Raw genomic sequence first — 26419 nt, forward strand, 5'->3', positions numbered from 1 at the left:
CGCTGTTTTAATGGCACCGTCAACCAACACTTAAGGAGCCACAACATGAAAACCATCACCGTTCTGCTCACTGCCGCCGCCTTGTCCCTGCCGTTCGCCGCTCAGGCGGAATTCGCCGGCCCCGGCGTGCCGGCCGCGGTCACTACCGTAGCCGCCGCGCAGAAAGCCGCCGACGACACCCCGGTCACCCTGGAAGGCAAAATCGTGCGCCAGATCGACCACAAGCGTTATGAATTCCGCGACGCCACCGGTTCGATGACGGTGAAGATCAGCCAGAAACGCCTGCCGGCGAAAAAATTCGACCAGAACAGCAAGCTGCGCATCGTCGGCGAAGTGGACAAGGAACTGACTTCGACCAAGGTGGACGCCAAGCTGGTGGAAGTTTTGCCGTAAGCCGCTTTCCCCTGGCCAATGCGACGGGCCCGGCGCTGCATGAGCAGGCCGGGCCCGTGTCTTTATTGGGGGCTTACTGTGACGGGCCTTCGTCCTTCAACTGCTCCTCGTGCTCCAATTCTTGTTGCGCCTCCAGCGCCTGTTCCTCGGCTTCGCGCAGCAAGTGGTTGATCCTTTCGAAGTCGAACAGATCCTGGGTGTTGCGCAGCCGCTCGGCGTAATGAATGATGTTGCTGCCGTCGGCCAGTAGCAGAGCGGGCGCGGTGTAGCCGCTAAGCGGATATTCGCGGATCAACACCCCGTAATGTTTGTGGAAATCGCGGCCGCGCAGCGTGGACAGCAGGGTAACGTGGGGCAAGCCGTGCTCGCGCCGGGCGCGGGCCAGAGAGGACGGCGAATCCACCGTAATCACCGCCAGGCTGATTTGCGGCCAGCGCTCCAGGAAGCGCCGCGTCTCCTGCAGCAGATATTGGCCGCCATGCTCGTATTCATCCAGCGAGAGCAAGGTCAGAATCAGCTTGGGCACGCCGCCCAAGCCTTCCAGCGACACGTCCTGCTTGCCGTCGCCCACCAGCATGAAGCTGGGTAGATAAGCGCCCACTTCAGGGAAGTCCCCCTCCACCGGCAACAACTCATCGCCGTATTGCAACATGAAGTCGCTCATTCTCGTCTCCCTATGCCCATTCTTCTATCGTGGACCACATGACGGCAAAATCAAGCCGCCGTTTTGCTATGAGCATAAAAAAAGCCCGCGTGGACGCAGGCTGTAAGGGCTGGGAAAACAAAAGTTCAGGATTGGGCGGCTTTCGCGGCGGCCAGCTGAGCGGGCAGCGGCGCGGCGGCCGGCTCCTCCGGTAGAACCGGCTCGCCGGCCAGCACGCGGCGCATGCGTTCTTCGTCCAGCGCCTTCTCCCAGCGCGCCACCACGATGGTGGCCACGCCGTTGCCTATCAAATTGGTGATGGCGCGGGCTTCTGACATGAAGCGGTCGATGCCGATCAGCAGCGCCAGGCCGGACACCGGCAGCTTGCCGCCCAGCGTGGCCAGCGTGGCGGCCAGGGTGATGAAGCCGCCGCCGGTCACCGCCGCCGCGCCCTTGGACGTCAGCAGCAGCACGCCCAGCAGGCCCAGCTCCTCCGCCAGCGTCAGCTCCACATTGGTGGCCTGGGCGATGAAGATGGCGGCCATGGTCAGATAGATGGAGGTGCCGTCCAGATTGAAGGAGTAGCCGGTGGGAATCACCATGCCCACCACCGGTTTGGAGCAGCCCAGGTTCTCCAGCTTCTTCATGATGCCCGGCAGCGCGGATTCCGACGAAGACGTGCCCAGCACCAGCAGCAGTTCTTCCTTGATGTAGACCAGGAAGCGCCACAGGCTGAAGCCGTTGAGTTTGGCGATGGTGCCCAGCACAACGAAGACGAAGGCGAAACAGGTGAGGTAGACACAGAGCATCAGGAAGCCCAACTGCTTGAGCGAACCCACGCCGTACTTGCCGATGGTGAAGGCCATCGCGCCGAAGGCGCCGATGGGGGCCAGCTTCATCAGCATATTGATCACGCCGAACAGCGCATGGGAAAACTCGTCCAGGATGTGGACGATGGTCTTGCCGTTGTCGCCCATCTTGGTCAGCGCCAGGCCCAGCAGCACCGAGAAGGTCAGCACCTGCAGGATTTCGCCGTTGGCGAACGCGCCCACCACCGTGTCCGGGATGATGTGCATCAGGAAATCAATGCTGCTCATTTCCTTGGCGTTGGCCGCGTACTTGGCCACCGAGTGCGCGTCCAGCGTGCTGGGGTCCACATTGAGGCCGGCGCCGGGCTTGAGCACATTCACCACCACCAGGCCGATCACCAGCGCCAGCGTGGTGACGGCTTCAAAGTAGAACAGCGCTTTCACGCCCACGCGGCCCACTTCCTTCATATCGCCCATCTTGGCGATGCCCACCACCACGGTGGCGAAGATGATGGGGGCGATCATCATCTTGATCAGTTTGATGAAGGCGTCGCCCAGCGGCTTCATCTTCGCGCCCAGGTCGGGAACGAAGGCGCCGAGCATCACGCCGAGGAAAATGGCCAGCAGCACCTGGAAATAGAGGCGCTGGTAAAGAGGGGTTTTGGTTCGCATCGCGGTCCCTGTAGCGTTGTCTGACTCCGGCGCGGGGAGGGCCGAAGTTGTTATGCAATCAAAAGCGGGCTCTTGATGGCCCATGACTGCGGATGCTAGCAAGAGGAAGAGCGGCGACGAATTGCCGATATCCCTATGCGGGATATCCCCAACACGAACCAAATCACGCCTGCGCGTTGGCATGGCCGCGTCGTTTTGGCGGAGGCAAGGCTCCATCCAAGCCGTCAGCTTCTATGCTTGGAAGACGCATCGTTAGAATCCAGCGGGAGGCTTGCCGCCATGAGGCACGCATTTGTCTACCTAGCCCTGTTGTTGGGCGCGCTCTCCGTCTGCGTCATGGCGGAATCGGCCTCGCCTCGCCTCCGCTTGCTGACCGAGGACTACCCGCCGTTCAACATCGCGCTGGAGGAGGGCAAGATCGGCGGCCTGTCCACCGACATCCTGCGCGAACTGTTCCAGCGCGCCGGCATTCCGTACAGCATGGAACTGCTGCCCTGGCTGCGCGCCTACGCCATCGCGCAGCAGGAGAGCAATAGCTGCGTTTACTCGACCTCGCGCACGGCGAGCCGGGAGGGGCAGTTCAAATGGGTGGGGCCGCTGGTCAGCAATTCCTGGAGCCTGTTCGCCGGCCCCCACAGCCCCACGGGGGTGGCCACGCTGGAGGACGCGCGCGGCTACACCATAGGCAGCTACAAAGGTTCGGGCACGTCGCAGTATCTGGCCGATCTGGGCTTCAAACTGGAGCTGGCGAGAGCGGACGATTTGAATGCCAAGAAGCTGGTGGCCGGCCATATCGATTTCTGGGCCAGCGGTGAGTTCAGCGGCGCTTACATCGCCTCCGCCAATCGCCTGCCCATCCGCCTGCTGTTCAGCTTCAACACGGTGCAGATGTACCTCGCCTGCAACCTGGGGGTGGATGAGCGCATCGTGCAGAAACTCAACAAGACGCTGCTCAGTATGCAGCGCGACGGCGTGGTCGACGCGCTGCGCAAACACTATCGCTAGGGCGCGCGCTCGATGGATCCGAAGCGTGGAGTCTTCTGAGAGCGTGTTTACGTTTTTGCGAGCTAGGGCGGCACAAGGAGTTGTGACGGAAGAAATGGAATGTATAGGGTCAATAAACATTCAAAAGCCGTTCTTAAAGCCCTTTACTAGTCCTCCCGCCGAGGCGCCGCGGATAATTGACCAACTGCTTAATGGAATTGCTTGATATAGGACGCCACGCCGCCCAATAGCATCTCAATCGAGATCGCGGTCAGCACCAGGCCCATCAACCGCTCCAGCGCGGTGATCGCCTGCTCGCCCAGCAGCTTTTGCAGCTTGCCGGAAAACAGGAATACCAGCAGCGTCACCAACATGCAGATGGTCAAGGCGCCCAGCCATTCCAGCATCCGCTCCGGCTCGCGAGTGGACATCAGCAGCACGGTGGCCATCGCCGAGGGGCCGGCGATCAACGGCACGGCGATCGGCACGATGAAGGGCTCGCCGTGCATCTTGTCGCCGCCGAACACGCTGCCCTCGCCGGGGAAGATCATCTTGATGGCGATCAGGAACAGGATCACGCCGCCGGCCACCCGCATCGAATCGTCGGTCAGATGCATCAGGTCCAGGAAATTGCGGCCAAAGAACATGAAGGCGGACAGCACCAGGAAGGCGATCAGGCATTCGCGGTACACCACGCGCCGGCGGCGTTCCGGCTTGACCTGCTTGAGCGCGGCGATGAATAGCGGAATATTGCCCAGCGGATCGGTGATCAGGATCAGCAGGACGGTGGCGGATAGGAAAGAGGTTTGCATGGTGTGTGCTTGCAGCGTTGTAGGGTAACGATGGCGCGCAGGCCTTGTGGCTAAGGCTCTGGCTTTTAAGCGCGCGTCCGGGCGGGATTATCTCATGGCGATGCCGAATGGGTTAGTCCGGATTGCGACGGTTTTATTCGTTTGGCCTGCTTCTCAGTCCTGCCCGCCAGGCGGGGCTGGCGGGCGTTGACGAGATCAGCTCAGTTCCTGCAAGGCTTTATAAGCTTGTTGCAAGCGGCGGGTGAAGGGTTCGAGCAGGCAATACGCCTGCTCTCGGTCCAGATGCTCGATCTCGGACTGATCCAGCAGCGTCAGCAGCCCGGCCAGCGCGCTGCTGATCTGGCCCAGCTCCAGCGAGGCGGCGTGACAGCTGTCGTGGAGGTATTGGCTGCAATGCGTCAGCCGTTTCCATTCGGATTCGAGAATGGGCGGCGCGTCTTGGCGCAGGCACTGCGCGCGCAGTTGCTGGATCAGGCGGTCTAGTTCAATGAAGCTGGGGATGGGGTTCATGGCTGCGCCTCCTGAACCGGGGCGCGGGCTGGCGTGTCGCAGGGCGGGGGATAGCTGAACAAGGGTAGAACCAACATGGGGAACGCTCCTTTTTCGTGGCTCGCCTGCGGGCTCGCTCTCAAACGGGCTGACAGGCGCGTGACGAGGTTGAGAGACCGGGGAAAAAGGAAGCCGGTAGGCCGTAAAGGCCTCCCCGCCACGGCCCGCCGGATGGCGAAGCAATAGCGTTCTGGACGCGACTGCATACGCAGTGGCATCCCCTTTTTCCCTTTATATGGGCTCTCACACCCAGCGCCGTTAAGTGAAACGGCACGCGGCGATTGTTGCCGATGGGCTGGGTGGGGTCAAGCGGCAGCGTCCAGCACAAACCGGCTCAGGGCCTCACTGCCTGGGTGTCTCAGCATTCGCATGTGATGACTTGCTTCGCGGCGACCATGAGCTTAAAGGCAAGTGGTGTGGTGCTGGGCAAACAGGTGGATCGGAAGTTCAAGATCAGCGGCCCGCCAGATTAAGCATCACGCGGCTTGCGCGATATCAATCGACCTACGCATTCATACCACGCTGCCTTGCTTTTTGAAATGATATAGGCATATGGTGTTTGCGTTTCAATGCAATGTAGGCATTCGCTCGTCGGGAGACGTGAGTACCGCATGGTTTTCTGTGCTGCGTGGCTATTTAGTAGTGACCTTCCTCTCAATGCATCAAGGCTGCGCGCTTTCATGAAGGCCGAGCGCTAAATCCTCACCAGACTGTGGTCAGCATATTGCTAATTTGGCCATCGAGGCGCACCACAATCCCATTTGCCTATGGGGGAGGGACTGGGTCATATGATACCCAATGCCCAGAATCGGATTATTTGTAATGCGATAAGCAGGGGGTTCGTAAAAACTACTTTCATTTGCTTATTTAAATAAGTTTAGGATCAAAATGATATTAAATTGCTTATGATGTATTTTTATTCGTGTTGGAGGGACTATGTTAAGGCTTATTCTTTTGTTTCTATGCATGGGGTTTTATGAGCGCTGTATAGCTGATACTACTTTTCCTTCTGCGGGTATGTCTGCGAGTCAGTGCGCTGCTTTTGCGGCTCACATGGTTGGCCTTCCCGTTTATGAAGTGGTAGGCACTGCTGGTGTACATTGCTACGCTATTCGTATAGATAAGTTTACGGGAAAGCCTGATCCAAACAATATTTTGGGTGGTTGGTCTTTTCCTAGTGAAAAATATTGCCAAGAAAGTTATACACTATCGCCAGACAAACAGCGTTGCATTCGCCCCGACTCCCAGCCGTTGAACAGCGGCAGCCCATCTGGCTCCTTATCCTGTTCCGGAGCGAAAAGTCCTTTGCCTTTCATTGCCGACCCCATCAACTACACGGTTGGCAATACCTTCGAACTCGCTACCGACTGGCAAGGCGCCCATTTTTCCTTTACCCGAGCCTACAACTCCCTGGGGGGCGTGGTCAGCGCTTTGGGGCCCAACTGGCAGCATACTTTTGACCGCTCTATTACCCTGAGTGCTGATGGTAAATTGGCCAGCGTACTGCGCGCCGATGGCAAGACCCTGTCTTTCAGCAATACTGTAGCAGGCTGGGTAACATCCTCTGACATCAAGGATGTCCTGACACCGCAGATGGAGGGCGGGGGCCAGTTGACCGGCTGGACCTATCAATCCTCCATTGATGGTTCCATCGAGAGTTATAACTCTGCGGGCAAGCTAACCCAGCTCAAGCAAATGAACGGACAACTGGTCAATCTCACTTATGACGATGCCGGCAAACTGTTGACCCGTATTACGGATAATTGGGGTAATGCGCTGATTCTGGCCCGTGGCCCCAATGCTCGCATCGCTTCGCTGACTGATGGTGCCGGCAATATCACCCGCTACGCTTACGACAGCAATGACAATCTAGCCCTCGTGACCTACCCGGATGGCAAGTCCATCCGGTATCTGTACGAGAACGCCACCTATACTCACCTGCTGACCGGCCTCATCGACGAAAACGGCGAGCGTTATGCCTCCTGGAGTTACGACGGCCAAGGACGCGCCGTTTCCAATGTGCAAGCCGGCGGCGTGGGCAACTACACTCTCGACTACACCTCCTCGACCAGCACCAGCGTGCTGGACCCTCTCAAGGCTACTCGCACCTACAACTTCACCACCATCAACGGCCTCAAGCTGCCCACCGGCACCAGCCAGCCTGGCGGTTCCGGCTGCGCCGCGGCCAGCTCCGCGATCAGCTATGACGATCAGGCGAACATCGCTGCCCGCACCGACTTCAACGGCGTCAAAACGACTTACCAGTACGACCTGAGCCGCAATCTGGAAACGCAGCGGATTGAAGCCGCCGGCACGCCGCAGGCGCGCACCATCTCCACGCAATGGCATGCCAGCCTGGCGCTGCCGCTCAAGATCGCCAGCCCCAAGAAGCTGGAAACCTACGCCTACGATGGCCAAGGCAAGCTGCTGACGTATACCGAGCAAGCCACGGAGGACGCCACGGGCGGCGCGGGCCTGAATGTGACCGCAATAGGGGAGGCGAGAAGCTGGAGCTACACCTTTAATCGTTATGGCCAAGTGCTGACCATGACCGATCCCGTGGGTGCCAAGACCCGCTATGGCTATGACGACAAAGGCAACCTGACCCAGGTCGTCAATGCGCTGGAGCAAGTGACAACGCTGGACCAGTACGACGCCAATGGCCGGCTGGGACGCCTTACCGACGCGGCCGGCATCGTCACCCGCTACCGTTATGACCCGCGTGGCCGCCTGCTGGAAACCAGCCGCTACGCCAGCGCCAAGCCGGACGCGGTGACGACAACGAGCTACCAATACGACGGCGTGGGAAACCTGAACCAGATCGTCTTGGCGGATGGCTCGCTGCTGTCCTACCGCTACGACGCCGCCCACCGCTTGACCGGCATCACCGACGCGCAAGGCAACCGCATCGATTACCAACTGGACAATGCCGGCAACCGCACCCAGATCAAGGTGAGCGATCCGGCGGGCAAGCTGGCCCGGCAGCAGAACCGGGTGTACGACCAACTGGGCCGCTTGCAACAGATCATCGGCATGGCGGGACAAAGCTACAGCTATCAATACGATGCCAATGGCCGGCTGACGCAAGCCAGCGATGCGCTGAACCGGACCACGATCAATCAATACGATCCGCTGGGCCGCTTGATCAAGCAGACGGACCCGCTGGGCGGCGTGAGTCAGTACGGCTACGACTTGCTGGACCAATTGAGCAGCGCAACCGACCCGCGACAGCTGACCACCCGCTACACCACGGACGGCCTGGGCAAGCGGAGCGTATTGGCCAGCCCGGATAGCGGAGAGAGCCGCTATGTCCATGACGCGGCGGGCCGGCTGACGCAAATGACGGATGCCCGCAAAGTGACCGCGCATTACCAGTACGACGCCTTGGGTCGGATCACCACGACGCGTTACCCGGACCAAACCGTCAACTACGTTTGGGACGACAAGCTGCCGGGCTATCTGAGCCGGATCAGCGACCAAAGCGGCACGCTGGCTTACGGTTACGACGCGCTGGGTCGGATCAGCCAACTGACGCACACCTTGCCGGCCGCGGCCTATGCCGGCGCCCCGGGACTGAGCGTCCAGTACGCCTACAACCCCGCCAACCAAGTGCAGCGACAGACGCTGCCGTCCGGGCAAGTGCTGAACTACCAGTACCAGCACGGCGAAGTCAGCGCCATTGCCCTGGGCGACAAGCCCTTGGTCAGCAACATCGTCTACTTCCCGCTGGGCGGAGTGCGCAGCTACCACTACAACGGCGCGCAAGTGTTTGCCCGCAGCCAGGACGCGGATGGCCGCATCAGCGCCACCTCCAGCCCGGCGCTGAACAAGAGCCAGCATTACGACGCGGCGGATCGCCTGCTGCAGTTGCGGGACGAAGGCGCGCCGGCCCGCACCCAGGAATACGGCTATGACCCGCTGGACCGCCTGCTCAGCCAGCGGCTGGGCACAAGCAACTGGAGCTACCAATACGACGCGAACGGCAACCGCACCCAGGCCGGCAGCAATGGCGGCACGCTGGCGCAGACCCTGGCGGCGGACAGCAACCGCTTGCTGCAAATGGGCGGCAAAACCTACCGCTACCTGGAGGATGGCAAGCAAAGCAGCGACGGCCGGCTGGAAGACAGCTACGACGGCGCGGGCCGCCTGAGCAAGACCATCCAGGGCGGGGCGAGCCACAGCTATCTCTACAGCGCCCACGGACAGCGGAGGGTGAAGAACGACACGCGCTATGTGTACGACCAGTGGGGACACTTGCTGGGCGAATACAGTCTGCAGGGGCAGCCACGGATGGAGTATGTGTGGCTGGGGGATGAAGTGGTGGCGGTGTTGAAATACTGAGGGAGCGGAGCATGATGAAAAGAATGATTGCGCGGCTGGCGCGCTTGGGTGGCTTGGCAGCGCTGGTGTTGATCAGCCACTGGGCGTGGGCGGCAACGCCGGAAGTGTTCTATGTCCACAACGACCAGTTGGGGACGCCACGGGCGGTGGTGGACGGCAATAATGTGGAAGTGTGGCGCTGGGAGGGGGATGCCTACGGCGAACAGCCGCCGGAGCAGGACCCCTCGGGAACGGGCCAGGCGTTTGTGTTCAACCTGAGGTATCCCGGGCAGTATTATGATGTCGAGACCGGCAGGATGTACAACGGCTGGCGGGATTATGATCCGTCGACGGGCCGGTATGTGCAGAGTGATCCTTTGGGTTTAGAGGGAGGGCAGTGGTCGACGTATGCTTATGTGGGGGGGAGTCCGGTTTCTTATAGTGATCAAGAAGGGCTCGCCGTGTTTATTTGCTCTCGCGCCGCTGATCTACCTTGGCCGTTGAGTAAAGTGCATCATCAGTGGATTAAAACTGATACTGTGGAAGCGGGTATGGGGGCTACACCAGGGGTCATTCCTGGTCAAAGAAATATTGACTTACCATTCACGCCAACTCAAGTTGTTAATCATTCCGGGCAGTCTACAAAACCGAATGCAAGTTGTGAGAAGGCTCCTCCGAAAGTCGATGAACAGTGTGTCAATGCTAAATTGAGATTAGGCCGTGAGACTGGGAGATGGGCTCCGTGGAATCAGTGCCAATCGTTTGTTAAAGATGTGATTGCGGAGTGTACGAAATGAGAAAGTCCCCAGAAATTATAAAAACATGTCTTTTGGCCTTTGCCTTGCTTGTAAGCTGTCTAGTGTGTTTGTATTCTATCCTTGGCATGTTTCAGGCTATAAATTTAGCTGCTGGACCCAGCTATTCAAGAGATCGGTTGCTTGCGAATGTCAGCGTATGGGGCTTGCTGTCGATTATTAGTCTTTTTCTGATTTACCGTTTTTTAAAGATGCTATATTTTTCATGGAGAAGACGTAATTCATTGGATAGATCGGCATGATTTTGGTTGGCATGTATATGCCGGAGGGTCTCGGTTGGCTTGATAGGGTATGAAAATAAATTATGTGTTGGGGGACGGGTTAAAGCAGAATGGTATTGCCAACACTCTCTTGGTTTTTCAATCTCGCCAAGCTCAAAAGTAGCCAAGCAAAAAATAATTAGCCAGCCCCGCCAAATCGGCGGGGCTTTTTTTGTCCATTGATAAATGCCACCGCTATCTCTACAGCGCCAACGGACAGCGGAGGGTGAAGAACGACACGCGCTATGTGTACGACCAGTGGGGACATCTGCTGGGCGAATACAGCCTGCAGGGGCAGCCACGGATGGAGTATGTGTGGCTGGGGGATGAAGTGGTGGCGGTGCTGAAATACTGAGGGAGCGGAGCATGATGAAAAGAATGATTGCGCGGCTGGCGTGCTTGGGAGGCTTGGCAGCGCTGGTGTTGATCAGCCACTGGGCGTGGGCGGCAATGCCGGAAGTGTTCTATGTCCACAACGACCAGTTGGGGACGCCACGGGCGGTGGTGGACGGCAATAATGTGGAAGTGTGGCGCTGGGAGGGGGATGCCTACGGCGAACAGCCGCCGGAGCAGGACCCCTCGGGGACGGGCCAGGCGTTTGTGTTCAACCTGAGGTATCCCGGACAGTACTATGATGTCGAGACCGGCAGGATGTACAACGGCTGGCGGGATTATGATCCGTCGACGGGCCGGTATGTGCAGAGTGATCCTTTGGGTTTAGAGGGAGGGCAGTGGTCGACGTATGCCTATGTTGAAGGAAATCCGAGTAATGCGATTGATCCATCTGGTCTGGATGCTGTCCTAATTGGACCTGGAGGGATACCACTTCCTATACCGTTGCCGCCGACTCCTGGAATGAGTGGGAGGGATGTGCTTCCTAGCATACCGGGCTATCACAGGCACGATAGAGGCAGAAATAATGCTTGTAAAGCTAGTGATGAGCCTCCTGTTCCCAATGCGACCCCTGGAAGAAAAACCAGAGGAGTGTCAGATATTTGGAATAAGCCGGGAGGAGTGGAGCAAGCGGATAGGGATTTTGATAGTTTAAACCCAACTGGTGTGAAGGACTTACCTGGAGGGTCTCGTGGTGGTAAATTGGCTGATGGGCGGAAATTGGTGGTCAGGCCCTATAGTGGCACAGATGGAAATGGTCCACCAACATTGGAAATTCAAGATGGTAGAAGTAGAATTAAAGTGAGGTATTGGTGATGCAGCAGTTTTCTTCCGTTTTTCATGATAAATTTGGAATGCACTCATATGATTGCGTTGAGCTAAAAGACTCTAGAGATGGCTTGGAAATTATTTTGATAGATGAAAATGATTGCAAGCTTATTGTTAGATTCGAAACGCATCTTGCATACCGGCGTATTGATGAGGGGGATGCATTGTTAACGCTAGCTTTTTTAAAAAAAATAGGTTGTTCTGGTGGTCCATTTTATCAAATTAAAAACTCTAATTTCCTTAGATGGTTTAATCGGGAGAGTTGTGGTATGCATGATGGACAGTCATTAAAGCACTATGCCCTTATTACAATGAATGATGTGATCGATGTGATTACTTGTGATAAGCCGATTTTTACAAGGTAGCTAGTTGCTATAGTCTGCAGAGTTGTAGGTGGTGTGCCACTGTAATGTAAAGCGGAACACTATCGCCAATGCGCTATTGATTTTTCAATCTCATCAATTTAAAAAAACAACGAAGCAAAAAATAACTAGTGAGCCCCGCCAAATCGGCGGGGCTTTTTCTTGCCCATTGATAAATGCCTCCGCTATCTCTACAGCGCTAACGGACAGCGGAGGATGAAGAACGACACGCGCTATGTGTACGACCAGTGGGGACACTTGCTGGGCGAATACAGCCTGCAGGGGCAGCCACGGATGGAGTATGTGTGGCTGGGGGATGAAGTGGTGGCGGTGCTGAAATACTGAGGGAGCGGAGCATGATGAAAAGAATGATTGCGCGGCTGGCGCGCTTGGGAAGCTTGGCAGCACTGGTGTTGATCAGCCACTGGGCGTGGGCGGCGATGCCTGAGGTGTTCTATGTCCACAACGACCAGTTGGGCACGCCACGGGCGGTGGTGGACGGCAATAATGTGGAAGTGTGGCGCTGGGAGGGGGACGACTACAACCAGGTGCGCCCCCACGGTTCGATTGGCCGCATACCACCAGCAGTGTTTGCGGCGCGCTATCGCCAGCAGCGGATCACCGAACTATCAAGCAGTATCACTACCATGCAAACCTAGGACTTCTCGCCTTATCGCTGGTATGGCTGGAGGGGGCAGATCACTGCGACTCTTAGAGGGGGAGGGGCGCTCCATAAAAAACGGCGAGCCATGGCTCGCCGTTTTGCTGTCCGCGCGCGGAGTTATTCCGCGGCGTGATCGTCCTGCTCGATGGCTTCAGCCTGCTCGCCCGGTTTTTCCTTGCGGGCGCTGCCTTCCACCATATTGATGACGAACAGCCGGCATTGTAGCGAGCCGTTGTACAGCGGGGTGCGGCGCTTGGGCGACAGGTGGATCAGCTTGGCCAGACGCAGGTCGCCGCTGAACAGGTTGGCGTGCCAGCCGGCGAAGTGTGCCTTCAGCCAGTCGCCCAGTTGCGGGTACCATTCAGCCAGCTGGTCCAGTTCGTCCATGCGCACGCCGTAGGGCGGGTTGGCCACCAGGATGCCGTTTTCGCCGTTGGGGCGGGCGTCCAGCACGTCCATCGCCTTCAGTTCCACCAGGCCGGCAAGGCCGGCGCGTTCCAGGTTGTCCTTGGCGACGTTGATGATGGACTGATCGCGGTCGGAGCCGTTGATCGTCAGCTTGGTCAGCGGCTTTTCGGCGTGTTGAGCGTCCAGCAGCAGTTTTTCCCAACTGGCGGAATCGAAGCCGCGCAGTTTCTGGAAGGCGAATTTGCGTTGGCGACCCGGCGCGCGGTTGAGCGCGATGTCGGCGGCTTCCACCAGGAAGGTGCCGCTGCCGCACATCGGGTCCAGCAGCGGCTGGCTGCCGTTGTAGCCGGTCAGCATCAGGATGCCGGCGGCCAGGTTTTCACGCAGCGGCGCGTCGCCGGTTTCCTGGCGCCAGCCGCGCTTGAACAGCGGCTCGCCGCTGGTGTCCAGGTAGATGGTGGCGCTGTCTTCGGTCAGGAATACGTGGACGCGCACGTCCGGGTGACGGGTGTCGACATTGGGACGGCCCAGCTGCGCCTGGCGGAAGCGGTCGCAGATCGCGTCCTTCACTTTCAGCGAGATGAAGTCCAGGCTCTTGAAGTGGCAGCGGATGGCGTCGGTCTTCAGCTTGATGCTGTTGGACACGTCGAACCAGCGCGGCCAGTCCACGTTCATCGCCAGGCGGTAGATGTCCTGCTCGTTGCGGTAGCCGCCTTGGGCCAGTTGCAGCAGCACGCGGCTGGCGGTGCGGCTGTGCAGGTTGGCCACCATCAGCAGGTCGCGGTCGCCGGCGAAGGCCACGCCGCCGTCGGCGGTGGCGATGTCGCGCGCACCCAGGCTGCGCAATTCGTCGGCCAGGATGGCTTCCAGGCCGCGCGGGCAGGGGGCGAACAGGGACAGTACGCTGTCGCGCACCTGGGTCAGGCTGGGGGCCTGACGTTCGGACGGCGCGTGGCGCGGCGCTTCGGCGTGGCGGTGTTCGCCGCGGGTTTCCACGCGGTGCTGGTCGCCCAGCGGCTTCAGGCCGCCGGCGTTCGGCTTGCCGAACAGCTGGCGGGCGTCGCCTTCGCGGCGCTCGTGTCGCGGGCGTTCTTCTTGCTGCCAGCTTTGGCGCGGGGCGCGTTCGGCGTCGTCGCGGCGGACGTCGTTATCGCGATAGGACGGTTTGCTGAACAGCTTGCGCGTGCCGCCTTCGCTGCGTTCGGCCGGCTCGCTTTGCCGCCGGTCCTGACGCGGCGCTTGTTCGCTGTCGTCGCGGCGGAAGCGGTTGTCGCGTTCGGCGGATTTGCCGAACAGCTTGCGCGGGCCGTCCTCACCGCGTTCAGCGGGTTCGTTTTGCTGCCACGGCTTGCGGGGCACTTGTTCGGCGTCGTCGCGGCGGAAACGGTTGTCGCGGTCGCCGTGTTGGCGCTCTTGCCATGGCTTGCGTGGTGTTTGCTCGGCGTCGTCACGGCGGAAGTGGTTGTCGCGGTTGGCAGATTTGCCGAACAGTTTGCGCGGACCATCTTCGCGCTGCTCGCTGTGCTGGCGTTCCTGCCAAGGCTTGCGCGGCGCCTGTTCTGCGTCGTCGCGGCGGAAGCGTTGCTCACGGTCGGCGGACGGATTGAACGGCTTGCGCGGCTGATCCACATGGCGTTCGCCGTCGCGCTGTTGCCAGCGGGGCTTGCCTTGCGGCGCGCCTTGTTCGCCGTCCCGTTCCAGATGCAGCGGTTTGCGGCCGGACGGGCCGCGGTCGCGGCTGTAAGGCTTGCGTTCTTGTTCCACGTCCGCCGTGGCGTTCAGCGGTTTGCGGCCGGATGGGCCTCGGTCGCGGCTGTAATCGCGCAGCTCGCGGTCTTCGCGGTGATGGAAGGGCTTCTTGGGACCGCTGCCTTGCGGGCGCTCTTCGCCGTCGCGGGCGAAGCTGCGCGGCTGCCAGTTGTTGCCGCGCTCTTTATTGAAGCGGTCCTTATTGAAGCTGTCCTGGCTTTCGTTGCGCTCAAAGCGCTGCTGGCCTTGCGGCCGGCGGTCGTTGCCATAGGGCTTGTCGCGCCCGGCTTGTTGGTCGCGTCCCTGGTATGGGCCACGCTTGCCGCCGTCGCGCGGGGCTTGCCCCTGTCCTGGACCGCGGTCTTGCCAATTGGGCTTGGCGTTGCCTGGGCGCGGGCCGGAATAGGGCGCGCGCGGCGCGGTGTCGGCCGACGGCGCTTTTTTCTGGACCAGCGGCCCTTTGCCGGCCGGGTTGTCTCCGCCTGCCGGCGAACTGGCCTCATTGTCGCGGCTATTGAAATCGCGGCGCATATTGGCACGCTGGCGGGAACGGAAACTGGACATGGAACTTCCTTGAGTAAGCAGACTTTTAAGCAATTCTTTGATTTTAACTTATTTGTCCGGAGGCTGCTTGGTGACTGCAAGGGTTTCCGCTACCATATCCGGTTCGATTCAAGATGATAAATGATGTTGCACAGCTCATTCGCCGCGCGGCTGACCGCCTGGCAAAAAATGCATGGACGCCATGATTTGCCATGGCAGGTCAGCGACCCGTACCGGATCTGGCTGTCCGAGATCATGCTGCAGCAGACCCAGGTCAAAAGCGTGCTGGAATATTACCCGCGCTTTCTCGCCCGCTTTCCGGACGTGGCGTCATTGGCCGCCGCGCCGCAGGAGGATGTGCTGACACTGTGGAGCGGCCTGGGCTATTACAGCCGGGCGCGCAATCTGCACAAGGCGGCGCAGATGGTGATGGCTGAGTTTGGCGGCAGCTTCCCGGCCGAGCGCCAGCAACTGGAGCGTCTGCCCGGCGTGGGGCGTTCCACCGCGGCGGCGATTGCTTCTTTTGCTTTTGGCCGGCGGGAAACCATTCTGGACGGCAACGTCAAGCGCGTGCTGACCCGCTGTTTCGGCGTTGCCGGTTTCCCCGGCGAGAAGGCGGTGGAGCAGCGTTTGTGGTGCTTGGCCGAAACATTGTTGCCGCAGGATGAGGCGCTGATGAGCGCCTACACTCAAGGTTTGATGGACTTGGGCGCCACGGTGTGCAGCCGCGGCAAGCCGGCTTGTACCGTCTGTCCGATGGTGGACGGCTGCGTGGCGGCGCGCGAGGGGCGCACCGGAGAGCTGCCGACGCCGCGGCCCAAAAAGGCCGTGCCCACGCGCCATACGGTGATGCTGCTGGCCACGCACCAGGACAAGGTGTGGCTGCAGCGGCGGCCGCCTTCCGGCATTTGGGGCGGACTGTTGTCGTTGCCGGAGTTTGAGACCTCGACGCAGGCCGAGGACTGGCTGCAGTGCGCGGGGCAGGGCGACGCGTTGCCGGCCTGGCCGGAGTTGGAACATGTATTCACGCATTATCGTTTGATCATTACGCCGTTGCCGGCGCGCCTGGATGGCTTGAACGGCGGCGCGGCGATGGAAGACAACGGCCAGTGGCTGCCGTTGGCGGAAGCGCCGGACGCCGGTGTGCCCGCGCCGGTGCGCCGGTTGTTGTTGCGCTTGGCCGAGTAGCCGGGCGCTGTCGAAACACGATTTGATTGAGTTACTGGGTTGATATGGTTTCCGTAGTTCGTTCGATGGCTGACACCCTGGCAGACGCGGCTAATCCGCAGCGCTGGCTGGAGGGCTTGTCTTCTTCGCTGAGCGGCGAAGAGCAGGCGATGATCACCCGCGCCTTTGACGAGGCGCGCGCCCTGTACTGCGGCAAGACCATGGCCCAGACCGGCGAGGATTTGTTCAACCACGCGGTGGCCGCGGCCGCTATCGTGGCGGATCTGAATCTGTTGCCGGACGCCATCGTCGCCACCTTGATGTTCGCCGCTTCGGATTACCGCGATGACTGGCAGGCCTGGCTCTCCGAAACCTTCAATCCGACGGTGGCGGTGTTGGTGGAGGGGGTCAACGGCGTGCGCCGCATCACCGAGCTGGCGCGCATAGACAAGCTCTCCACGCCGGAGGAGCGCGCGCGTCAGGCGGAAACCATGCGCAAGATGCTGCTGGCCATGGTGGCGGACATCCGCGTGGTGCTGATCAAGCTGGCCTGGCGCACCCAGACCATGCACTACCTGGCGGAAGTGGCCGACGAGACGGTGCGCCGCCGCATCGCCACGGAAACGCTGGACCTGTTCGCGCCCTTGGCCAACCGCCTGGGGGTGTGGCAGATCAAGTGGGAGCTGGAGGACCTGGGCTTCCGTCATACCGAGCCGGACAGCTATAAGCGCATCGCCAAACTATTGGACGAGCGCCGGCTGGAGCGCATCGATTATATCGACCGGCTGCTGGACACCTTGCGCACGGAACTGAAGAACGCCGGCGTGAAGGCGGAGGTGGCCGGCCGGCCCAAGCACATCTTCTCCATCTGGAAAAAGATGAAGAAGAAAAAGCTGGATTTCTGCGAGCTTTACGACATCCGCGCGGTGCGTATTCTGGTGGAGCGGCTGCCGGACTGCTACACGGCGCTGGGTATTATTCACGGGACCTGGCAGCCGATTCCCGGCGAGTTCGACGACTACATCTCCCACCCCAAGGCCAATAATTACCGCAGCTTGCACACCGCGGTGATCGGTCCGGAGGACAAGGCGGTGGAGGTGCAGATCCGCACTTTCGAAATGCACGAGCACGCCGAGTTCGGCGTGGCTGCGCACTGGCGCTATAAGGAGGGTGGCAAGGGCGACGCCGCCTACGAGGAGAAAATCTCCTGGCTGCGCCAATTGCTGGACTGGCGCGAGGAGATGTCTGACCGCGAAGGTCTGGCCGAGGCGTTCAAGACCGAGCTGTTCGCCGACACCATCTATGTGTTGACGCCGCAAGGCCGGGTGATCGCCTTGCCCTTTGGCGCCACCCCCATCGACTTCGCCTATTCGGTGCACACCAATCTGGGGCACCGTTGCCGTGGGGCCAAGGTGGAGGGGCAGATCGTGCCCTTGTCCACGCCGCTGCAAAACGGCCAGCGGGTGGAAATCCTCACGGCCAAGGAGGGCGGGCCCTCGGTGAACTGGCTGCACGACGGCTGGGTGAAGAGCCATCGCGCCATTTCCAAGATCCGCCAGCACATCCGCCTGCTTAACGCGGACACCGTGCGCGAAACCGGCAAGATGCTGTTTGAGCGCGAGCTGGCGCGCCACAGCCATATGCAGCCCAATCTGGGCGCGCTGGCGGAGAAGCTGGGCTACGACAAACTGGAAGAAGTGTACGGCGCGCTGGGCCACGGCGAGCTCACCACGCGCGTGGTGTCCAACGCCATCGTCAGCTTCGCGCCGCCGCCGCCGACGGACGTGGCGCCGGAAAGCCTGGTCAAGGCCAGCAAGGGCGGCCACGACGCCAGCGGCGTGCTGATCGAGGGCGTGGACAATCTGATGACGGTGCTGGCCAAGTGCTGCAAGCCGGCGCCGCCTGACGGGGTGATGGGCTTCGTCACCAAGGGGCGCGGCATTTCCATTCACCGTACCAATTGCCTGACTCTGAAAAAACTGTCGGTGGAAGCGCCGGAGCGGCTGATCGCCGCGGAATGGGGCGACCAGCGCAGCAGCGTGTTCCCCATCGACATCGAAATCATCGCAATGGACCGCCCCGGCCTGCTGCGCGACCTCTCCGACGTGCTGTCGCGCGAGAAGCTGAACCTGATCGGCGTCAACACCCTGTCGCGCGACACCCGCGCCCGCATGCGCTTCACTGTGGAGGTGCGCCAGGTGCAGGACATCAGCCGGGTGCTGTCGCGGATGATGGAGTTGAGCGGGGTGCAGGAGGCGCGGCGTTTATAGAGGGGACCTCGCAAACCTACTGCGCTGCTCGATAGCGGCGTTGCGCCGTGCTCGCTCCCTCGCCGTACCATTTGTACTATCTCGGTCGCTGCGCGCGGTGCGCCTTGCTCTCGAACCGCTCGCTACGGTTTGCGAGGTCCCCTAATTGCCGGCGCGGCCGAGTTTGCGTTGGCACAAGTTCACCGTCGCTGTGCATTGCTTTGACTTGAAGAAATTTTCATAATGGGTTTTTTGCGCCGCCGCTGTCCGGCGGCGCTGAGGTTTTGGAATGGTTGGCGAGCGCTGCGCCCGGCTTGCCTGGCTGTTCATCTTTGAAAGGTTTGTTAGCTCATGTCCGAACTGATCGCCGCGGCGCGCCGCGCTCTGTCCCTGATGGACCTCACCACGCTGAACGACGACGACACCAATGATAAGGTCGCCGCGCTGTGCCGCAAGGCCAAGAGCGAAGCCGGCACCGTGGCCGCGGTCTGCGTTTACCCGCGCTTTGTGCCCATTGCCAAGAAAACCTTGCGCGAAGCCGGCTGCCCCGAGGTGAAAGTGGCCACCGTCACCAACTTCCCGGCCGGCGACGAGGACATCGCCATCGCGGTGGCGGAAACCCGCGCCGCGATCGCCTACGGCGCGGACGAGGTGGATGTGGTGTTTCCGTATCGCGCGCTGATGGCGGGCAACCGCGAAGTGGGCGCACAACTGGTGGCGGCCTGCAAGGATGCTTGCGACGGCAAGACCTTGAAAGTCATCATCGAAAGCGGAGAACTGAAGGACGAGGCGCTGATCCGCGAGGCCAGCCTGATTTCCATTCAGGCCGGCGCCGACTTCATCAAGACTTCCACCGGCAAGGTGCCGGTGAACGCCACGCTGGCCGCGGCCGGCGTGATGCTGTCCGCCATCCGTGAAACCGGCGGCGCTTGCGGCTTCAAGGCCGCCGGCGGCGTGCGCACCGCGGCCGAGGCGGTGGAATACCTGGATCTGGCCGAGCATCTGCTGGGCGCGGAATGGGTGAGCGCCGCGCGCTTCCGTTTCGGCGCGTCCGGTCTGCTGGGCAATTTGCAGGCGGAAATCGAAGGGGGCGAGGTTAAGCCGATTAGCGGCTACTGATCGTTCGCTGTTTCATCGCCGCTGACAAAACCCCTGATGCCGCGTTGCACCGACTTGTCGTACTTTAGTACTGCCTGCGTCGGTGCGCCTTGCCTCAGGTGCGCTAAGCGGTTTTGTTAGCGGCTCTTAATTCTTGGCCGTGGCCCGGGTCCCGGCCATTATTTATTGCTCGCGGCGCGTTTCGTCGCGGCAGGCGCAAGGCAGGGAGAATGCCATGTTTTTGCCTCAGGAAATCATTCGCAAGAAACGCGACGGCCAGGCGCTGTCGCAACAGGACATCCAGCAGTTCGTCGCCGGCATCACCGATGGCAGCGTGGCCGATAGTCAAATCTCCGCGCTGACCATGGCGGTGTACTTCAACGGCATGGCCCTGGAAGAAAACGTGCATATGGCGTTGGCGATGCGCGACTCCGGCCGCCGCATGCAGTGGAGTGACCTTAATCTGCCCGGCCCTGTGGTGGACAAGCACTCCACCGGCGGCGTCGGCGACGTGGTGTCGCTGATGCTGGGGCCGATGGTGGCCGCCTGCGGCGGCTTCGTGCCCATGATTTCCGGCCGCGGCCTGGGCCATACCGGCGGCACGCTGGACAAGCTGTCGGCGATTCCCGGCTACAATCCTTTCCCCAGCCCGGACGAGTTCCGCCGCGTGGTCAAGGAAGTGGGCGTGGCCATCATCGGACAGACTTCGGACCTGGCACCGGCCGACCGCCGCGTTTACGCGGTGCGCGACGTGACTGCGACGGTGGAGTCGGTGGCGATGATCACCGCGTCGATTCTGTCCAAAAAACTGGCCGCCGGCCTGGACGCCCTGGTGATGGACGTGAAGGCGGGCACCGGCGCTTTCATGCCGACGATGGAGAAATCCGTGGAACTGGCGGAACGCATCGTCAAGGTGGGCAACGGCGCCGGCGTGGCCACCAGCGCGCTGATCACCGAAATGAGCCAGCCGCTGGCCTGGACCGCCGGCAATAGCATAGAAACCCGCGAGGCGGTGCGTTACCTGAAGGGCGACGAGCGCAATCCGAGGCTGCATGAAGTCACCATGGCGCTGTGCGCCGAGATGCTGGTGGTGGGAAAATTGGCCAAGGACGAGGCCGAGGCGCGCGACAAGCTGCAGACCGCGCTGGATTCCGGCCGCGCCGCCGAGATCTTCGGCCGTATGGTGGCCGCGCTGGGCGGGCCGGCCGACTTCATGGAGAACTATGATTCCCATATGGCGCCGGCGCCCATCGTGCGCCCGGTGCTGGCCGAACGCGCCGGCTTCGTCGGCGGCATGGACACCCGCGGCATCGGCATGGCGGTGTGCGCGCTGGGCGGCGGGCGCCGCCTGCCCAGCGACGAGCTGGATTTCCGCGTTGGCCTGTCCCGCTTCGTCGAGCTGGGCCAGCGCATCGACGCCGGCGCGCCGCTGGCCTTTATCCACGCGGCCGACGAAAACAGCTTCGCCGACGCGGAGCGCCGCCTCAAGGCGGCGATCCAACTGGCGGACGCGGCACCTTCCGCGTTGCCGTTGGTCTATCAGAAGATTCGCCAGCAGTAATCCCGGAGCGGCAATATGAAACGAGCCATCATTCTCATTCTGGATTCGCTGGGCATCGGCGCCGCCGCCGACGCCCCGCAGTTCGGCGACGCCGGCAGCAACACGCTGGGCCACATCGCCATGGAGGCGGCCGCCGGCCGCGCCAACATCGGTCGCAACGGCGCGCTGACCCTGCCCAATCTATCCCGCATGGGCCTGGGTCACGCCTGCCGCTTGTCCTCCGGCTATTTTCCGGAGGGCATGGACCCGGCGGAGCCCGCGGCGGCCTACGGCTACGCGCGCGAGCTGTCCAGCGGCAAGGACACGCCCTCTGGTCACTGGGAAATCGCCGGCGTGCCGGTATTGTTCGACTGGGGCTATTTCAGCGACCACGACAACAGCTTCCCGCAAGAACTGCTGGACGCCATCGTCGCCAAGGCGGAACTACCCGGCTATCTGGGCAACTGTCACGCCTCCGGCACCGAAATCCTGGACCGGCTCGGCGAGGAGCATATGAAGAGCGGCAAGCCCATCTTCTACACCTCGGCGGATTCGGTGTTTCAGATCGCCTGTCACGAAGAAACCTTCGGCCTGGAGCGTTTGTACCAGTTGTGCAAGATCACCCGCGAACTGCTGGAGCCGTACAATATCGGCCGCGTCATCGCCCGTCCCTTCGTCGGCGAAGGCAAAGGCCAGTTTGTGCGCACCGGCAATCGCAAGGACTTGGCGGTGGAGCCGCCGGCGGCTACGGTGCTGGAAAAACTGGCCAAGGCCGGCGGCGACGTGGTGTCCATCGGCAAGATCGCCGACATCTACGCCCATGTAGGCATTACCCACAAGCACAAGGCCACCGGCTTTGATCAATTGTGGGACGCCACTCTGAGCGCGATGCGCGATCACCGCGAGCGGCCGGCCATCATCATGGCCAACTTCGTCGACTTCGACTCCAGTTACGGCCACCGCCGCGACACCGCCGGCTACGCCCGCGCGCTGGAGGAGTTCGACGCGCGTCTGCCTGAGGTGATGGCGGCGCTTGGCGACGACGATATTCTGATCCTGTCCGCGGACCATGGCTGCGATCCCACCTGGGAGGGCACGGACCATACCCGCGAACATATCCCGGTGCTGTGTTACGGCAAGAACGTGCCGGCCGGCTCCCTGGGCGAACGCGCCACCTTTGCCGACATCGGCCAGACCGTGGCGGCTCACCTGGGCCTGAGCCCCATGGATTACGGCCAGTCCTTCCTGTGAGACGCGGCTGAATGCAATACGCCTCGGCGTTGACGCGCCGGGGCTCTTTTGAATTTGGAGACTAAAGACGATGGCGACCCCACATATCAACGCCCAACCGGGCGATTTTGCCGAAACCGTGCTGATGCCGGGCGACCCGCTGCGCGCGAAGATGATCGCGGAAACCTTTCTGGAAGACGCCAAGCTGGTGACCACGGTGCGCAATGTGTTCGGCTACACCGGCACCTACCAGGGCAAACGCCTGTCGGTGATGGCTCACGGCATGGGTATTCCGTCCGCCAGCATATACACCACCGAGCTGATCAAGGACTACGGCGTCAAGAACATCATCCGCATCGGCTCTTGCGGCGCGGTGACGCCTGACATCAAATTGCGCGAGCTCTTCGTCGCCATGGGCGCGTCTACCGACAGCAAGGTCAACCGCATGCGCTTTAACGACCACGACTACGCCGCCATCGCCGATTACGGCCTGCTGCGCGCCGTGGTGGACACCGCGGCGGAGCAGGGTAAGCCGGTGACGGTGGGTAATGTGTTCTCCGCCGATCTGTTCTACGGCGTGCAGCCCATTATGCTGGAAGTGCTGGACAAAATGCAGGTCAAGGTCATCGAAATGGAGCTTGCCGGCATCTACAGCGTGGCCGCGCAATACGGCGCGCGCGCGGTGGGCATTCTGACGGTGTCCGACATCATCCCCACTGGCGAGGCCACCAGCGCCGAAGAGCGTCAAACCACCTTCCGCGACATGATGGAAGTGGCTCTGGCCGCGGCGATCAAGCTGTAAGCGTTGCCGATTGTCTGACAGCGCAACGGGGCCTTTAGGCCCCGTTTTGGCGCCTGGAGGCGCAGGAATTGAGATAAAAGACAAGTCCGCTCCCAGTTTGCCTTGCAGTGCGGTGGTGATTTTGCCATTGATTTAATAGTAGTTTTTGTATTTGTGACGTAAAAAGCCACGATTTATAGTGCGATGCACAAAAAGCCTTGCAATGAAGCAAGTCTCTGCAGATAATGAAACCTGCATCAGGACGTGGCATGCAAAGTGTGCGTTTTGGTGTTGTCTCCTCCATCCTCCTTCTTTAGGTGGAACTTGGCGCAACAAAGCTAGATGTTGCGCTTTTTTTTGCCCCGCCTCCGCCAAACCCTTCATTCCAACCGCATTTTCCCCTCTGCGGGAGCGTCGCCGCCCGGTAGCCGGATTTCTGTTGTCTCACAAGGGTTTGACAGCTGGATCGGGGCTGTAATAGAATCCGTAACTTTCAAGAATTACGATGGAAGAGTTCCATGAAGACCTTTTCTGCCAAGCCGCATGAGGTTAAACGCGACTGGTTTGTGGTCGATGCCAACGACAAGGTTTTGGGCCGCCTCGCTGCTGAGATCGCCCGTCGCCTGCGTGGCAAACACAAGCCGGAATACACCCCGCACGTAGATACCGGCGATTTCATCGTCGTGGTCAACGTCGAGAAGCTGCGCGTTACCGGTGCCAAGGCACAAGACAAGAAGTACTACCGTCACTCCGGCTACCCGGGTGGTATCTACGAGCGCAGCTTCACCGAACTGCAAGACAAGTTCCCGGAGCGCGTTCTGGAAAAAGCCGTAAAAGGCATGCTGCCGAAGGGTCCGCTGGGCTACGCCATGATCAAGAAACTCAAGGTGTACTCCGGTTCCGAGCATCCGCACACTGCTCAACAGCCGAAAGTGCTGGAAATCTGATTTTAAGGCGTAGAAATGAACGGTAAATACTACTACGGCACCGGCCGTCGCAAGAGCTCCGTAGCTCGCGTGTTCATGCAAAAGGGCTCGGGCCAGATCATCGTCAACGGCAAGCCGGTTGATGAATATTTCGCCCGTGAAACCGGTCGCATGGTAATCCGCCAGCCGCTGGCGCTGACCGAAAACCTCGAATCCTTCGACATCAAGGTGAATGTTGTCGGCGGCGGCGAAACCGGCCAAGCCGGCGCGATCCGTCACGGCATCACCCGTGCGCTGATCGACTTCGACACCGCGTTGAAGCCGGCTCTGTCCGCTGCTGGTTACGTGACCCGCGACGCTCGTGAAGTTGAGCGTAAAAAAGTCGGCCTGCGCAAAGCTCGCCGCGCCAAGCAGTTCTCCAAGCGTTAATTCGCCGAATTCTGTTTTCAAGAAAACCGCCTGCGTTTGCCAGGCGGTTTTTTCTTTGCCTGTCGTTTTCCCGCTTCTCCCCTTTCATATTGCAAGGCAGCATCGCAGTGCCTACACTGTCGTTTTTGCGACGCTGTTTTATATAAAGGAATGGGCATGATCAAGGTGGGAATCGTCGGGGGCACCGGTTACACGGGTGTCGAATTGCTGCGCTTGCTGGCAGGCCATCCGTCGGCGCGCGTGACTGCGGTCACCTCGCGCAAGGAGGCCGGCATGAAGGTGGCCGACTTGTTTCCCAGCTTGCGAGGTCGCATCGATCTGGCGTTTTCCACTCCCGACGAAGCCCGGCTGCAGGACTGCGATGTGGTGTTTTTCGCTACACCCAACGGTATTGCGATGAACGAGGCGCGCGAACTGCTGGCCGCCGGCGTGCGGGTGGTGGACCTGGCCGCCGATTATCGGATCCAGGATGTCGCCGAGTGGGAAAAATGGTACGGCATGAGCCACGGCTCGCCGGATCTGGTGGCCGAAGCGGTGTACGGGCTGCCGGAAATCAACCGCGAGGCCATACGCGGCGCGCGACTGGTGGCGAATCCGGGCTGCTATCCGACCGCGGTACAGCTGGGCTTCCTGCCCTTGATCGAAGCCGGCGCGGTGGAGCTGTCCAGCCTGATCGCCGACTGCAAGTCCGGCGTGTCCGGCGCCGGGCGCAAGGCGGAAGTGGGCGCCTTGCTGGCCGAGGCCGGAGACTCTTTCAAGGCTTACGGCGTGGCAGGCCACCGCCATCTGCCTGAAATCCGTCAGGGCCTGGGCCGTGCGGCTGCTCAGCCTGTGGGGCTAACTTTTGTGCCGCACCTGACGCCGATGATACGCGGCATCCACGCCACGCTGTACGCGCGGTTGACGGCCGACGTTGATGTGCAGGCGCTCTTCGAGCGCCGCTACGAGGGCGAAGCCTTCGTCGACGTGCTGCCGGCCGGCAGCCATCCGGAGACGCGCTCGGTGCGAGGCGCCAATGTGTGCCGCATCGCCGCGCACAGGCCGCAGGGCGGCGACACCGTGGTGGTGTTGTCGGTGATAGACAATCTGGTCAAGGGCGCGGCGGGTCAGGCGGTACAGAACATGAACTTGATGTTTGGGCTGCCGGAACAGGCGGGGTTGGGCATCGTTCCCTTGCTGCCATGAGACACCCGCGCATGCGCGGAAAGAACTAGTTCGCTTGAAGACTCGCCATCGGCCCCAATATCCGACTAAAATAGTGGGTGAATGCCGCTCTGCCGGCTTGAGAAGGAGTTTGAGAAACCGCAGCGCGCGCAGCCAGGCCGCTGTGGACTGTTGGCGGGTTTCTCGAGGCCCCGGAACTGAATTGCGAGGTTTGACATGACTAATGCTGCAACTGAAATGCCGTCCCCGATCAACTTCAGCCAAAGCGCTTGTTCCAAGGTGCAGGAGCTGATCGCCGAGGAAGGCAATCCCGATCTGAAACTGCGTGTCTTCGTGACCGGCGGCGGCTGCTCCGGCTTCCAGTACGGTTTCACATTTGACGAAATCGCAAATGAAGACGATACCGCTATAGAGAGACAAGGCGTGACCTTCCTGGTGGATCCGATGAGCTACCAGTATCTGGTCGGCGCCGAGATCGATTACCAGGAAAGCCTGGAGGGCTCCCAGTTCGTGATCCGCAATCCGAACGCCACCACCACCTGCGGTTGTGGTTCGTCGTTCTCGGTGTGATCCGGACGCGGTAGAATACAGGCTCGGGCTATTGCCCGGGCCTTTTTTATGGGGACAACAA

General features: G+C 60.7%; 24 protein-coding genes. 19 read left to right on the plus strand and 5 right to left on the minus strand.

Annotated elements, in window-relative coordinates; translation table 11 throughout:
* Positions 1 to 45 precede the first annotated feature (45 nt).
* Entirely contained in the window at positions 46 to 393 is a 348-nt protein-coding gene (locus GYH29_RS03445; RefSeq protein WP_019100345.1) for a NirD/YgiW/YdeI family stress tolerance protein, read from the plus strand.
* Positions 394 to 466: 73 nt separating this feature from the next.
* On the opposite strand, the gene GYH29_RS03450 is transcribed toward GYH29_RS03445, so the two are convergent.
* Both GYH29_RS03450 and GYH29_RS03455 read right to left on the minus strand, forming a co-directional pair.
* Positions 467 to 1057, minus strand: a complete 591-nt coding sequence (locus GYH29_RS03450; RefSeq protein WP_019100346.1) for a hypothetical protein — start codon at positions 1055 to 1057, stop codon at positions 467 to 469.
* Positions 1058 to 1182: 125 nt separating this feature from the next.
* Entirely contained in the window at positions 1183 to 2517 is a 1335-nt protein-coding gene (locus GYH29_RS03455; RefSeq protein WP_043592808.1) for a dicarboxylate/amino acid:cation symporter, read from the minus strand.
* 279 nt (positions 2518 to 2796) lie between these two features.
* Here GYH29_RS03455 and GYH29_RS03460 point away from each other — a divergent pair, with 279 nt between their 5' ends.
* A complete protein-coding gene (locus GYH29_RS03460) occupies positions 2797 to 3522 on the plus strand; it encodes a substrate-binding periplasmic protein (RefSeq protein WP_043592806.1) in 726 nt (241 codons plus the stop codon).
* A 188-nt stretch (positions 3523 to 3710) separates the two neighbouring features.
* On the opposite strand, the gene GYH29_RS03465 is transcribed toward GYH29_RS03460, so the two are convergent.
* Positions 3711 to 4313, minus strand: a complete 603-nt coding sequence (locus tag GYH29_RS03465) for a MarC family protein (RefSeq protein ID WP_019100349.1) — start codon at positions 4311 to 4313, stop codon at positions 3711 to 3713.
* A gap of 195 nt (positions 4314 to 4508) precedes the next feature.
* Positions 4509 to 4823: a DUF1484 family protein gene (locus tag GYH29_RS03470; RefSeq protein WP_043592804.1), complete on the minus strand. Its 315-nt coding sequence runs from the start codon at positions 4821 to 4823 to the stop codon at positions 4509 to 4511.
* A 1344-nt stretch (positions 4824 to 6167) separates the two neighbouring features.
* Between GYH29_RS03470 and GYH29_RS03475 the strand changes: the two genes are divergently transcribed.
* The 7 genes from GYH29_RS03475 (at position 6168) to GYH29_RS03500 (ending at position 12499) form a co-directional block, all read left to right on the plus strand.
* Positions 6168 to 9203 carry a DUF6531 domain-containing protein gene (locus GYH29_RS03475; protein ID WP_161523181.1) on the plus strand — a complete coding sequence of 1012 codons (3036 nt, stop codon included), beginning with the start codon at positions 6168 to 6170 and terminating at the stop codon, positions 9201 to 9203.
* Positions 9204 to 9214: 11 nt separating this feature from the next.
* On the plus strand, positions 9215 to 9979 hold the full coding sequence (locus tag GYH29_RS03480) for an RHS repeat domain-containing protein (protein ID WP_161523182.1): 765 nt from the start codon (positions 9215 to 9217) through the stop codon (positions 9977 to 9979).
* Positions 9980 to 10429: 450 nt separating this feature from the next.
* Positions 10430 to 10612, plus strand: a complete 183-nt coding sequence (locus GYH29_RS03485; RefSeq protein ID WP_161523183.1) for a hypothetical protein — start codon at positions 10430 to 10432, stop codon at positions 10610 to 10612.
* Between the two features lie 11 nt (positions 10613 to 10623).
* Positions 10624 to 11466: an RHS repeat-associated core domain-containing protein gene (locus GYH29_RS03490; protein WP_161523184.1), complete on the plus strand. Its 843-nt coding sequence runs from the start codon at positions 10624 to 10626 to the stop codon at positions 11464 to 11466.
* Positions 11466 to 11843, plus strand: a complete 378-nt coding sequence (locus GYH29_RS03495) for a hypothetical protein (RefSeq protein ID WP_152596950.1) — start codon at positions 11466 to 11468, stop codon at positions 11841 to 11843. Before GYH29_RS03490 ends, GYH29_RS03495 begins: the two co-directional genes overlap by 1 nt.
* Positions 11844 to 12056: 213 nt before the next feature.
* Positions 12057 to 12185 carry a hypothetical protein gene (locus GYH29_RS24970; RefSeq protein WP_267882017.1) on the plus strand — a complete coding sequence of 43 codons (129 nt, stop codon included), beginning with the start codon at positions 12057 to 12059 and terminating at the stop codon, positions 12183 to 12185.
* 11 nt (positions 12186 to 12196) lie between these two features.
* The gene (locus GYH29_RS03500; RefSeq protein WP_152596949.1) at positions 12197 to 12499 is read left to right on the plus strand and encodes a hypothetical protein; all 303 of its coding nucleotides are present in this window, start codon (positions 12197 to 12199) and stop codon (positions 12497 to 12499) included.
* A gap of 122 nt (positions 12500 to 12621) precedes the next feature.
* Here the strand turns inward: GYH29_RS03500 and GYH29_RS25095 are convergent, their stop codons facing one another.
* Positions 12622 to 15225, minus strand: a complete 2604-nt coding sequence (locus GYH29_RS25095) for a THUMP domain-containing protein (RefSeq protein WP_161523185.1) — start codon at positions 15223 to 15225, stop codon at positions 12622 to 12624.
* Between the two features lie 126 nt (positions 15226 to 15351).
* Here GYH29_RS25095 and mutY point away from each other — a divergent pair, with 126 nt between their 5' ends.
* The 10 genes from mutY to erpA all read left to right on the plus strand — a co-directional run bounded on the left by mutY (position 15352) and on the right by erpA (position 26358).
* The gene (gene mutY / locus GYH29_RS03510) at positions 15352 to 16392 is read left to right on the plus strand and encodes an A/G-specific adenine glycosylase (RefSeq protein ID WP_161524550.1); all 1041 of its coding nucleotides are present in this window, start codon (positions 15352 to 15354) and stop codon (positions 16390 to 16392) included.
* A gap of 44 nt (positions 16393 to 16436) precedes the next feature.
* Positions 16437 to 18641, plus strand: a complete 2205-nt coding sequence (locus tag GYH29_RS03515; protein ID WP_161523186.1) for a RelA/SpoT family protein — start codon at positions 16437 to 16439, stop codon at positions 18639 to 18641.
* A gap of 330 nt (positions 18642 to 18971) precedes the next feature.
* Entirely contained in the window at positions 18972 to 19739 is a 768-nt protein-coding gene (deoC, locus tag GYH29_RS03520; protein ID WP_043592765.1) for a deoxyribose-phosphate aldolase, read from the plus strand.
* 214 nt (positions 19740 to 19953) lie between these two features.
* A complete protein-coding gene (gene deoA / locus GYH29_RS03525; RefSeq protein ID WP_019100355.1) occupies positions 19954 to 21279 on the plus strand; it encodes a thymidine phosphorylase in 1326 nt (441 codons plus the stop codon).
* Between the two features lie 15 nt (positions 21280 to 21294).
* Positions 21295 to 22509, plus strand: a complete 1215-nt coding sequence (locus tag GYH29_RS03530; RefSeq protein ID WP_019100356.1) for a phosphopentomutase — start codon at positions 21295 to 21297, stop codon at positions 22507 to 22509.
* A 70-nt stretch (positions 22510 to 22579) separates the two neighbouring features.
* Positions 22580 to 23290, plus strand: coding sequence for a purine-nucleoside phosphorylase (gene deoD / locus GYH29_RS03535; protein ID WP_043592761.1), 711 nt, complete (start codon positions 22580 to 22582; stop codon positions 23288 to 23290).
* Positions 23291 to 23787: 497 nt separating this feature from the next.
* Positions 23788 to 24216, plus strand: coding sequence for a 50S ribosomal protein L13 (gene rplM, locus GYH29_RS03540; protein ID WP_019102901.1), 429 nt, complete (start codon positions 23788 to 23790; stop codon positions 24214 to 24216).
* A 15-nt stretch (positions 24217 to 24231) separates the two neighbouring features.
* Positions 24232 to 24624, plus strand: a complete 393-nt coding sequence (rpsI, locus tag GYH29_RS03545) for a 30S ribosomal protein S9 (protein WP_019102900.1) — start codon at positions 24232 to 24234, stop codon at positions 24622 to 24624.
* Between the two features lie 156 nt (positions 24625 to 24780).
* On the plus strand, positions 24781 to 25809 hold the full coding sequence (gene argC / locus GYH29_RS03550; RefSeq protein ID WP_019102899.1) for an N-acetyl-gamma-glutamyl-phosphate reductase: 1029 nt from the start codon (positions 24781 to 24783) through the stop codon (positions 25807 to 25809).
* Between the two features lie 216 nt (positions 25810 to 26025).
* Positions 26026 to 26358: an iron-sulfur cluster insertion protein ErpA gene (gene erpA / locus GYH29_RS03555; protein WP_019102898.1), complete on the plus strand. Its 333-nt coding sequence runs from the start codon at positions 26026 to 26028 to the stop codon at positions 26356 to 26358.
* Positions 26359 to 26419: the final 61 nt, after the last annotated feature.

It is taken from the genome of Chromobacterium haemolyticum (assembly GCF_009936155.1).
GTDB lineage: Bacteria > Pseudomonadota > Gammaproteobacteria > Burkholderiales > Chromobacteriaceae > Chromobacterium > Chromobacterium haemolyticum.

Coding starts and splice junctions, on each gene's coding strand:
- GYH29_RS03460 (WP_043592806.1), top strand. CDS start 2,797: ATGAGGCACGCATTTGTCTACCTAGCCCTGTTGTTGGGCGCGCTCTCC.
- GYH29_RS03500 (WP_152596949.1), top strand. CDS start 12,197: ATGATGAAAAGAATGATTGCGCGGCTGGCGCGCTTGGGAAGCTTGGCA.
- GYH29_RS03490 (WP_161523184.1), top strand. CDS start 10,624: ATGATGAAAAGAATGATTGCGCGGCTGGCGTGCTTGGGAGGCTTGGCA.
- GYH29_RS03530 (WP_019100356.1), top strand. CDS start 21,295: ATGAAACGAGCCATCATTCTCATTCTGGATTCGCTGGGCATCGGCGCC.
- GYH29_RS03450 (WP_019100346.1), bottom strand. CDS start 1,057: ATGAGCGACTTCATGTTGCAATACGGCGATGAGTTGTTGCCGGTGGAG.
- GYH29_RS03480 (WP_161523182.1), top strand. CDS start 9,215: ATGATGAAAAGAATGATTGCGCGGCTGGCGCGCTTGGGTGGCTTGGCA.
- deoD (WP_043592761.1), top strand. CDS start 22,580: ATGGCGACCCCACATATCAACGCCCAACCGGGCGATTTTGCCGAAACC.
- GYH29_RS25095 (WP_161523185.1), bottom strand. CDS start 15,225: ATGTCCAGTTTCCGTTCCCGCCAGCGTGCCAATATGCGCCGCGATTTC.
- rplM (WP_019102901.1), top strand. CDS start 23,788: ATGAAGACCTTTTCTGCCAAGCCGCATGAGGTTAAACGCGACTGGTTT.
- GYH29_RS03465 (WP_019100349.1), bottom strand. CDS start 4,313: ATGCAAACCTCTTTCCTATCCGCCACCGTCCTGCTGATCCTGATCACC.
- rpsI (WP_019102900.1), top strand. CDS start 24,232: ATGAACGGTAAATACTACTACGGCACCGGCCGTCGCAAGAGCTCCGTA.
- GYH29_RS03470 (WP_043592804.1), bottom strand. CDS start 4,823: ATGAACCCCATCCCCAGCTTCATTGAACTAGACCGCCTGATCCAGCAA.
- GYH29_RS03445 (WP_019100345.1), top strand. CDS start 46: ATGAAAACCATCACCGTTCTGCTCACTGCCGCCGCCTTGTCCCTGCCG.
- GYH29_RS24970 (WP_267882017.1), top strand. CDS start 12,057: ATGAAGAACGACACGCGCTATGTGTACGACCAGTGGGGACACTTGCTG.
- GYH29_RS03515 (WP_161523186.1), top strand. CDS start 16,437: ATGGTTTCCGTAGTTCGTTCGATGGCTGACACCCTGGCAGACGCGGCT.
- deoC (WP_043592765.1), top strand. CDS start 18,972: ATGTCCGAACTGATCGCCGCGGCGCGCCGCGCTCTGTCCCTGATGGAC.
- GYH29_RS03455 (WP_043592808.1), bottom strand. CDS start 2,517: ATGCGAACCAAAACCCCTCTTTACCAGCGCCTCTATTTCCAGGTGCTG.
- erpA (WP_019102898.1), top strand. CDS start 26,026: ATGCCGTCCCCGATCAACTTCAGCCAAAGCGCTTGTTCCAAGGTGCAG.
- deoA (WP_019100355.1), top strand. CDS start 19,954: ATGTTTTTGCCTCAGGAAATCATTCGCAAGAAACGCGACGGCCAGGCG.
- argC (WP_019102899.1), top strand. CDS start 24,781: ATGATCAAGGTGGGAATCGTCGGGGGCACCGGTTACACGGGTGTCGAA.
- GYH29_RS03495 (WP_152596950.1), top strand. CDS start 11,466: ATGCAGCAGTTTTCTTCCGTTTTTCATGATAAATTTGGAATGCACTCA.